Origin of the sequence: Corallococcus sp. CA049B (assembly GCF_003611685.1) — a bacterium.
In the GTDB taxonomy this organism is placed as follows: Bacteria; Myxococcota; Myxococcia; order Myxococcales; family Myxococcaceae; genus Corallococcus; species Corallococcus coralloides.
Map to the genome: position 1 here is coordinate 20,451 of NZ_RAWC01000105.1, position 8,875 is coordinate 29,325.

The 8,875-nt window shown below is 72.1% G+C and carries 9 protein-coding genes; 1 reads left to right on the forward strand and 8 read right to left on the reverse strand.

Going from position 1 to position 8,875, the window contains the following annotated elements; translation table 11 throughout:
- Positions 1-60: 60 nt before the first annotated feature.
- From D7W82_RS22405 to D7W82_RS22425, 5 genes are all read right to left on the reverse strand, one after another.
- On the reverse strand, positions 61-951 hold the full coding sequence (locus D7W82_RS22405; protein ID WP_120620293.1) for a hypothetical protein: 891 nt from the start codon (positions 949-951) through the stop codon (positions 61-63).
- Complete coding sequence (locus D7W82_RS22410) at positions 948-1,220, reverse strand: hypothetical protein (RefSeq protein WP_233587873.1); 273 nt, start codon at positions 1,218-1,220, stop codon at positions 948-950. Before D7W82_RS22410 ends, D7W82_RS22405 begins: the two co-directional genes overlap by 4 nt.
- A gap of 132 nt (positions 1,221-1,352) precedes the next feature.
- A complete protein-coding gene (gene yhbY / locus D7W82_RS22415) occupies positions 1,353-1,709 on the reverse strand; it encodes a ribosome assembly RNA-binding protein YhbY (protein WP_120592116.1) in 357 nt (118 codons plus the stop codon).
- Between the two features lie 30 nt (positions 1,710-1,739).
- Positions 1,740-4,361 carry a DnaJ domain-containing protein gene (locus tag D7W82_RS42375; protein ID WP_120620294.1) on the reverse strand — a complete coding sequence of 874 codons (2,622 nt, stop codon included), beginning with the start codon at positions 4,359-4,361 and terminating at the stop codon, positions 1,740-1,742.
- 106 nt (positions 4,362-4,467) lie between these two features.
- Entirely contained in the window at positions 4,468-5,280 is an 813-nt protein-coding gene (locus tag D7W82_RS22425; RefSeq protein ID WP_120620300.1) for a hypothetical protein, read from the reverse strand.
- A 61-nt stretch (positions 5,281-5,341) separates the two neighbouring features.
- On the opposite strand from D7W82_RS22425, the gene D7W82_RS22430 reads away from it, so the two are divergent.
- Complete coding sequence (locus D7W82_RS22430) at positions 5,342-6,127, forward strand: TSUP family transporter (protein ID WP_120620295.1); 786 nt, start codon at positions 5,342-5,344, stop codon at positions 6,125-6,127.
- A gap of 21 nt (positions 6,128-6,148) precedes the next feature.
- On the opposite strand, the gene D7W82_RS22435 is transcribed toward D7W82_RS22430, so the two are convergent.
- From D7W82_RS22435 to D7W82_RS22445, 3 genes are read right to left on the reverse strand one after another with little or no spacing between them, the layout of a single operon-like run.
- Complete coding sequence (locus D7W82_RS22435) at positions 6,149-6,673, reverse strand: YfbM family protein (RefSeq protein ID WP_120620296.1); 525 nt, start codon at positions 6,671-6,673, stop codon at positions 6,149-6,151.
- 7 nt (positions 6,674-6,680) lie between these two features.
- A complete protein-coding gene (locus tag D7W82_RS42380) occupies positions 6,681-7,190 on the reverse strand; it encodes a biotin/lipoyl-containing protein (RefSeq protein ID WP_014393922.1) in 510 nt (169 codons plus the stop codon).
- A gap of 30 nt (positions 7,191-7,220) precedes the next feature.
- Entirely contained in the window at positions 7,221-8,738 is a 1,518-nt protein-coding gene (locus D7W82_RS22445; RefSeq protein WP_120620297.1) for an acetyl/propionyl/methylcrotonyl-CoA carboxylase subunit alpha, read from the reverse strand.
- Positions 8,739-8,875: the final 137 nt, after the last annotated feature.

The following is an 8,875-nucleotide window of genomic DNA, read 5'->3' on the forward strand; positions in this document are numbered from 1 at the left end:
CGGAAGACGGAAGCGGGCCGGTGGTGGCCTCGTGCGTCGGCTCGACGCGGGCGGGCCGTGTCAGGCGGTGGGGATGACGACGCCCGGGCTCGACTGGCGCTGGGCCGACACGAGCGCCGAGCGCTGCAACCACCCGGCGAGCCCCATCATCGCGAGCCCCGAGGTGCGCAGCGTGCGCAGCAGCTCCACCGCCTCCGTGGGGCTGCCGGGCAACAGCGGCGCCAGCCACTCGCGCGCGTCGTAGAAGAGCCACACCGCGCCGGACATGCCCATGGTCCACCACACCCAGGCGAGCCGCCCACCGCGAAGCATGTACGCGACGCGGAGGATGGGCGCGACGAGCAGGATGGTCGTCATGTCCGCCAGCGTGGACGCCAGCGCGATGACCGCCGTGCACGTGGCCGCGAAGCCCTGGCCCAGGTGGCCCACCGCCGCGATGAGCGCGGGCCCACCCACCGCCAGCGCCGCCACCGCCGCCACCGCCCACAGGAGCGACGCGCGGGAGCTGGGCGGCGGCTGCAGACCGGACTGCTTGTAGGTCCGCGCCAGCAGCACCAGCGCGAAGGGGGTGCACACGTTCGCCAGCACCACCACGCCCATGCGCACGGGCAGCAGCGGCGACTCCGTGAACGGCACGTCCGGCACCGCGTGCATCCAGTAGCTGCGCAGGGCCGTGCTGATGAGCGACAGCACCGCGCCCGCCGTCAGCAGGCCCCACACGCGGCGCAGGTAGTCCCCCGCGCCGAAGGACAGCGCCGCCGCCGCCGTGCCCGCCACCGCGAGCAGGCCCACCGCCCAGCCCGCCACGTCACCCACCAGCGCCAGCCGGGGCGCGTCCTGGAACGACGTGGCCACCGCGGCCAGGTGCACCCCTTGGAGCACCGCGACGGCGCCCAGCCACGGCGCCATCCGCTTGAAGGCGCGACCCGGGGAAGAACGGGGGGCGTTCATCGCAGCTTCTCCATGGCCTTCGAAAGCTCCGTGAGGGTGTTCGTCGTGCGCGCCGCGCCGATGAAGACGTTGAGCATGGGCTTGAGGCCCTCCAGCACCAGCGGCACGTCCTGCAGGCTCACCTGTTCCGGTGGACGCTTCAGGACCCGCAACGCGGCGGTGTGGATGGCCATCTTCGCGGTGAAGTCACCCAGGAGCGGCTCCAGGTGATGCATCAGCACGTCGTGCCAGCCGGGGGAGGCTGACGGGGAGGACGGGGAAGTCTGCACGTCACCTCCGCGGGGGGAAGACCCCCAGCGTAGGGACATTTCGAACCCGGTACGAGGGTTCGACTGCTCCCGAACCCGCAGAAAGTGCGCGGGTGGGCCTGAATTCCCCGTGACCCCGGGAAAACAGTGCGGCTAGCGGCGGCGCGGCTTCTTCTCTTCGTCCTGCTTGGGGGCGGGACGGGGCTCATGCGGGCCCTTGAGGATGTCCTCGAAGCGGGACTTCTGCTTGCGGCGCTTGAAGAAGAGGGCGGTGCGGCCCAGGAGCTGCGCGAGCTCCGAGCCGGTGGCCTCGGCGATGCTGTCGGCGCCTTCGTGGCGGCCTTCCGGGCCTTCGTTGATCTTCACCTTGATGAGCTCGTGGTCGTTCAGCGCCTGCTCGACGGCGGCGATGACGCCCTCGGTGACGCCGGACGAGCCGACGATGACCACCGGCTCCAGGTGGTGGCCGAGGGCCCGCAGGTGGCGGCGTTCTTTCCCGGTGAGGGGCATGGGGGGTGTCTCCTTGAAAAGGCGCGCACCCTACTTCTTTTGCGACGCCATGCGGACCTCTCGCATCGCATCGATGTGGTCCGGTTGCAGCTCGACCGTCCGCTTGAAGTGCTTGAGGGCTCCGGTCGCGTCGCCGCACAGCTTGGCGATGACGCCCAGGAAGTAGTGGGCGGGGGCGCACCGCTCGTTGCGTTTGATGGCGGCCTGGATTTCGCGGAAGGCCTCCGGCTGGGCGGCCTTCTTGTCTGGAGAGGCGAGGAAGCGCGCGTAGCCCCGCCAGGCGTAGAACTCGGGTTCCTCGGCGTTGAGGGCGATGGCGTCGTTGAGCATCTTCACGGCTTCCGGGTACTTGCGCGCCTTCACCAGGATGCAGGACTTCTGGAAGAGCTCCTCCGCCTGGAGGATGGACTGGACGTCCACGCCGTCGCCGCCGCCGCTCTTGAGGTCCTCGAGGTAGGCCGCGCGGCTCTTGTCGTCGGAGAGGGCGCGGTAGGCGTCACCGATGTACGCGAACACCTCCGCCTTGAGCTTCTCCAGCTCCGGCGGGGCGCCCTGGGGCAGGGTGTCCGGGTGGTAGAGCTTGGCCAGGCGGAAGTAGGCGATCTTCACCGCGCTGCCTTCGGTCTGCTCGGTGAGGCCCAGCCGCTGGAAGTGGTTCTGGCCCTTCAGGGTCGCGGCGAGCTGGCGCAGCGCGGGCAGTTCGTCCGAACCGGGGGCGGGCCCCGAAGCGGCCGGGGCCGCCGGAGCGGCGACGACGGGTGGAGCGGGCCGGGCGGCACCGGGACCCGCCACGGGAGCGGCACCGGCGGGAGCACCGGGGGGACGCGCACCCGGGCCCGCGGTGGGGGCGGCTCCAGCGGGAGTACCCGGGGGACGCGCACCCGGGCCCGCGGTGGGGGCGGCTCCAGCGGGAGCACCCGGGGGACGCGCGGCACCGGGACCCGCCACGGGGGCGGCACCGGCGGGGCGGGGCACGGCACCCGGACCTGCGCCCGGCGCACCCGGGGCAGCCGCGCCGGGCGCACCGGGTCTGGCCCCAGGGCCCGCGACCGGCGCACCCGGGGCAGCCGCGCCGGCACCGGGACCCGCGCCGGGCGCACCGGGTCTGGCTCCAGGGCCCGCGACCGGCGCACCCGGGGCAGCCGCGCCGGCACCAGCGACGGGCGCGCCGGGTCTGGCTCCAGGGCCCGCGACCGGCGCACCCGGCGCGGCACCGGGGCCGGGGGCTCCAGGCCCCACGGTGGGCACGGTGCCGGACGGACGGGCTGGATTCCCCGGACCCACGGTGGGCACGGTGCCGGACGGACGGGCTGGATTCCCCGGACCCACCGAGGGCACGGTGCCGGACGGACGGGTCGGGTTGCCCGGGCCCGAGGCCGGAGGCGGTGGCGCTGCCTGCGCGCGCGAGGCCGCCGCGAAGGAGACGCCGTTCAGCTCCTTCAACAGGAACGCCACGCGCAGCAGGTGCTCCGCGTCCTGCGGCACGTCCTGGAGCAGCTGCCCCAGCGAGCGCACCCCGTCGATGAAGGAGAGCGCGCGGACCTCGTGCGGCGTCAGGCGCAGCTCGCTGGAGGCCACCCGGCCCCCGGACTTCATGATGGGCATGGGCAGCACGATGGCCAGCCGCCGCTTGAGGTCCGCCGTCGGCATGCGCCGCACCTGGTCGCTGAGCAGCGCCCAGCGGTTGCCCAGCGGCATCGCCTTCTGCGCGGGCAGCTCCCTCGGCTCGAAGGTGAACGTCCCGGACTCCGCCCGCAGGGCCTTGCCCAGGATGCCCAGCGCCCGCTGCGACAGCTGCGCGAACGCCGTCGCCGGCTGGAGCAGCCCCAGCCCGAACAGCGCCGCGAGCAGGTCGCCTCCGAAGCGCTCCCTGGAGCCCTCCGCCTGCTGGAGCTGCTCCGCCGTCAGGAGCCTCGCGCCCATCAGCGACACGCCCAGCGCGTCCTCCGCGTGCGACGAGTCCACGTACTCCGGGCTGCCCTTGCGGAAGTGGACCGACAGGGTGCGGTCCGAAAGCCCCAGCGTCAGCAGGCCCGTCTGCTCGCCCGCGGCGATGCGCCCATACAGCTGCAGGGGCGAGCACTGCTGGAGCTGCCCCTGCGGCGGCACCGTGTTGGTCCCGTCATCCGCCGGGGGCTGCGGTGCCTGCGGAGCCGCCGCGGCCGGAGCCGTTCCCGCCGGACGGGCCGCCGCGACCGGAGCACCCGGGGGCCGCGCGGCCGCGACAGGACGTCCCGCCGCGTCGACGGGCGGACGCACCGCTCCAGGCCCGGGCCGCATCGCGCCAGGGCCCGCCATGGGCATGGCGCCAGGACCCGCGGAGGGGGCCGCTCCAGGGCCGGCCATGGGCACGGCGGCCGGACCCGCGACGGGCGCGGCGCCAGGGCCGGGCGGCGGCGGAGCGATGGCGGCGGGTGTGGATTGCAGCAGCGACGCGGGCGCGCCGTCCCCCCACAGCTCACGAGGGAACGCGTCCCGCACCTCCGGGAAACGCCACGGGAAGGCGAACTGCAGGCCATCGCTGGAGACCTGGAGCTTGCCCTGGATGGAGCCGCTGTCGATGAGCAGCTCGATGGTCGCGCCCGTCAGGGGCCCCCAGGTGGTGCCCCGGTCGTTGCGCACCCAGTACTGCCGGACCTCGCCCTCCGCCATGTGCCGTCCTGCTCCCGCTCCCTCGACCACCGGGAAGATGGAATTTTATCGCCGCCCGTGCCCGCGTCCAAGCAGACGACTTCATCCAGGCGGCCGGGCGGGCGTTTCAGGGCGTGGCGCCCTCGATCGCCGCCAGCCCCACGCTGGCCAGACACGCCGCGTCCGCCTGCTGCTCGGCGGGCGGGTCGAAGCAGTAGACCTCGCTGTCGAAGACCTTGCAGATGCCCGCCGGGGTCCCCGCGCACGCCACCTTGCCGTACGCCGTGGTGCAGTTGTAGCCGCACACCGGGCCCACCTCGCTCAGCTTGCACTGGGGCGCCGGCAGGCCCTTGCCCCAGGCGCAGACGGCCGCGGGCGACGGGTCGAAGCAGGTGATGTGGCCGTTCTGCGCCTTGCACACGCCCAGGGGCGTCTTCGCGCAGCGCACGCCTTCGGAGGCGTTCACGCAGTTGAAGCCGCACGCCATCTGCACGCCGTTGCTGACGCACTGCGCGCGCGGCACCTGCCGGCCGAACACCGCGAACACCGCGGCGGGCGGGTCGAAGCACGTCACGTTGCCGCCCTGGCTGCGGCACACGCCCGCGGGCGTCTTCGCGCACTGCACCTTGCCGAAGTCCGTGGCGCACCCGTACCCGCAGCCCACCACCCCGTCGATGGTCTTGCACTCCGAGTCCGGCAGCCCGGCGCCGTACGCCTTCACCACGTAGGCCGGCGGGTCGAAGCAGGTGGCCTGCCCGTCGATGACGGTGCATCTGCCCTGGAGCGTCTGGGCGCACCGCACGCGCTGTCCATCCGACTTGCACGCGTAGCCACAGCTCACGTGCCCGTCGATGGAGCGGCACGTGGCGGTGGTCGCGTCAGGCTGCGAGGGCGGCGCGGCGAGCGTCAGCGCCAGCACGGTCATCAGGGTCGCGAGCATGGACCCCATTGACCCCCAAGCTTCGACCTCGCGCAAGTAAGGGTGATAAGCGGGCGCCATCGTGGACCTGGACGTCAGCGCAGTGAAGCTGGTGCTGTTGTGTGTCGCCGCGCTGAGCGCGGGCTTCGTGGACGCCATCGCGGGGGGCGGCGGGCTCATCACCCTGCCTGCTCTGCTGACGGCGGGCCTGCCGGCGCACGTGGCGCTGGGCACCAACAAGGGCCAGTCCGTGTTCGGCTCGGGCGCGGCGCTGGTGCGCTTCGCGCACGCGGGGCTGGTGGACGGGAAGCTTGCCCGGGTGACGTTCCCCTTCGGCCTGATGGGCGCGTTGGGCGGCGCGGCGCTGGTGATGCTGCTCAAGCCGGAGGTGCTCAAGCCGCTGGTGCTGGTGCTGCTCATCGCGGTGGCGGTGTTCCTCGCCTTCCGCCGCGCGCCGCCGAAGCGCGACGGCGTGGAGCCCTCACCCCGGCCGCGCGCGCAGGCCATCGGCGCGCTCATCGCGCTCGTCATCGGCACCTATGACGGCTTCTTCGGGCCGGGCACGGGCACCTTCCTCATCGTGGCGTTCTCGTCGCTCCTGGGCCACGGCCTGGCGCGCGCGTCCGCGGACGCGAAGGTGGTGAACTTCGCCTCCAACCTGGCGTCGGTGGCGCTCTTCACGCTCCGGGGCGTGGTGCTGTGGAAGGTGGCGCTGCCCATGGCCGCCGCGCAGTTCACCGGCGCGTGGCTGGGCGCGCACGTGGCGGTGAAGGGCGGTGACAGGGTGGTGCGCGTCGTGGTGCTCGGCGTGGTGGCCGCGCTGGTGCTGAAGCTGGGGCACGACGTGTGGCGGGGCTGGGCGGCCTGAGCGGCGCGCCCGGGCCCGAGGTCAGCCGATGTGCACGAGCAGGCACAGGCCGCGCCTGGCCACGGCGGCGGTGAACTTCTGGAGCTCCACGAAGTAGGAGAGCAGCTCCTCCAGCGGATCCACGTCCTCCTCCAGCTCCTCCTCCTCGTCCCAGGTGCCGGGGTAGATGTCCTCGGCCTGGAGCTTCGCGGGGTCGAAGCGCTTGCGCAGGTCCTCCACGGAGACCTTCTTCAGAGCCTCCGCCAGTGCCTTCACCGAGGCCGTGTCGAACACGCGCGCGGTGCCTTCATCCGACGGGATGTCGCCCACGTCCTCGCCGCCGCGCACGAGGAAGTCCAGCGGGGGAGCGCCCTCCCACGCCGTGCCGGTGAGCAGGTACTGGAGGCCGTGCCACGCCTCGCCGATGTCCAGCTCCAGGAACGCGGCGCCCTTCGCGTCGCCGAAGTCCTCCTCGTCCTCCAGGAAGGGCTCCAGCGCCTCGGGCGTCTTGTGCAGGGCCTGGCGCTGCGACTCGGTGGTGCTGCGCAGCGTGCAGAGCATCTCCATGGGGCGGCTACTCCACGACGACGAGCTTGGCGTTGTTCTCCACGGCGGTGCCCTCCTTGGCGAACACCTCCGTGACCTTGCCGGCCTTGGGGCTCTTGAGTTCGTTCTCCATCTTCATGGCCTCCACGACCACGAGCCCCTGGCCCTCCTTCACTTCCTCCCCGACCTTGACCAGCACCTTCACCACCTTGCCGGGCATGGGCGCGAGGATGACCTGACGGCCCTCCACGGAGAAGCTGCCGGCCGCGGCGCGCATGCGCAGCTTGCGCTCGTCCGCGACGTCGGTGCGGTTCACCTGCCCGCGCACCAGCGTGCCAATCTCGTCGCCGTTCTCCTCGAACTCGACGTTGTACGACTGGCCGTCCACCAGGAGCGACAGCGTGCCCTGGTCCACGGACAGCGCGTCCACCTGGAACGTCTTGCCGTTCACCGTGAGCCGGTAGCGGTCCTGGCCCAGCGACTCCAGGTCCACGGGCACCGCTTCCTTCTGGCCCTGCTGCTTCGTGAAGTAACGCATGGCGGAAAGGTCCTTGCGGGAGGAGGAGGGTCAGCGGCGGCGGCTCTTCAGCGCCAGACGCCACGGGCTGATGCGGTTGCCGGAGTCACCGCCACCGCTGCGCGACGGCAGCGTCTTCGCGCGCTTCTGGTCGCGCTGGAAGGCGTGCAGCGTGCTCGCGAGCAGCGCCACCTCGCTGAGCTTGGAGTCCTCCTCGCCCAGCAGCGCCGTGTGCTGGCGGGTGAGGAAGCTGGTGTCGTAGTCCCCGCCCACGAACTCCGGGTGGGACAGGATGCCGTGCAGGTAGCGGATGTTGGTGGTGATGCCCTTCACCACGTACTCGGACAGCGCGCGCTTGGCCCGCGCGATGGCCTCTTCACGCGTGGCGCCCCACACGGACAGCTTGGAGATCATGGGGTCGTAGAAGTTGGGCACCGTGAAGCCCGCGAACACGCCCGAGTCGTCGCGCACGTTCGGGCCGCTCGGCACGCGCAGCGCGTGGATCTTCCCCGGGCTGGGCATGAAGTTGCGCGCCGGATCCTCCGCGTACACGCGCACTTCAATCGCGTGACCGCGCGGGGTGGGGGCCTCGAAGAGGGGGAGCTTCTCCCCTTCGGCGGCGCGAATCTGCATGGCCACCAGGTCCAGGCCGGTGACCCACTCCGTGACGGGGTGCTCCACCTGGAGGCGGGTGTTCATCTCCAGGAAGTAGAAGTTGCGGTGCACGTCCACCAGGAACTCCACCGTCCCGGCGCCCACGTAGTTGACGGCCTTGGCAGCCTTCACCGCGACCTCGCCCATCTGCGCGCGCAACTCCGGCGTGAGGATGGGGCTGGGCGTCTCCTCCACCACCTTCTGGTGACGGCGCTGCGCGGAGCACTCGCGCTCGTTCAGGTGGATGGTGTTGCCGTACTGGTCGGCGAAGACCTGGATCTCCACGTGGTGCGGCTTCTCCAGGTACTTCTCGATGTAGACCGAGTCGTTGCCGAAGGCGTTGAGCGCCTCGCTCTTGGCGGAGCGCCACGCGGAGTCGAAGTCGCCCAGGCCCTCCACGCGGCGCATGCCCTTGCCACCACCGCCGCCGGCGGCCTTGAGCATGATGGGGAAGCCGATGCCCTGGGCGTACTCGCGGGCCTCCTCGATGGTGCCGATGGGCTCCGTGGTGCCGGGGACGACGGGCACGCCCGCCTTGATCATGTTGGCGCGGGCGCGGGTCTTCTCGCCCATGGCGTCCATGGCGGCGGCCGGCGGACCGATGAAGGTGATGCCGGCCTTCTCGCAGGCGCGCACGAAGGACGCGTTCTCCGACAGGAAGCCGTAGCCGGGGTGGATGGCGTCCGCGCCGGACTGCTTCGCGACCTCCAGGATGCGCTCCTGGACGAGGTAGCTCTCGCGCGAGGGCGGGGGGCCGACGAAGTAGGCCTGGTCGGCGGTGCGCACGTGCAGCGCGGAGCGGTCTGCTTCGGAGTACACCGCCACCGTGGCGATGCCGAGGTCCTTGCAGGTGCGCATCACCCGGATGGCGATCTCGCCGCGGTTGGCGACGAGCACTTTGCGGATCTTGGGCATGGGCGCCCGTCTAGCAGGCTGTTGAGAAACCCCTCCGAGGGATCGACAGCCCGCACCGGGGCGTGGTGTCCTCCGCGCATCGGAGGCAGCGATGCGTGGACGCCCCAAGCAGCAGACGACGCTCTTCAGCCTGAGGA

Coding starts and splice junctions, on each gene's coding strand:
- yhbY (WP_120592116.1), bottom strand. CDS start 1,709: ATGCCCCTCACCGGGAAAGAACGCCGCCACCTGCGGGCCCTCGGCCAC.
- D7W82_RS22435 (WP_120620296.1), bottom strand. CDS start 6,673: ATGGAGATGCTCTGCACGCTGCGCAGCACCACCGAGTCGCAGCGCCAG.
- D7W82_RS22445 (WP_120620297.1), bottom strand. CDS start 8,738: ATGCCCAAGATCCGCAAAGTGCTCGTCGCCAACCGCGGCGAGATCGCC.
- D7W82_RS22425 (WP_120620300.1), bottom strand. CDS start 5,280: ATGCTCGCGACCCTGATGACCGTGCTGGCGCTGACGCTCGCCGCGCCG.
- D7W82_RS42375 (WP_120620294.1), bottom strand. CDS start 4,361: ATGGCGGAGGGCGAGGTCCGGCAGTACTGGGTGCGCAACGACCGGGGC.
- D7W82_RS42380 (WP_014393922.1), bottom strand. CDS start 7,190: ATGCGTTACTTCACGAAGCAGCAGGGCCAGAAGGAAGCGGTGCCCGTG.
- D7W82_RS22405 (WP_120620293.1), bottom strand. CDS start 951: ATGAACGCCCCCCGTTCTTCCCCGGGTCGCGCCTTCAAGCGGATGGCG.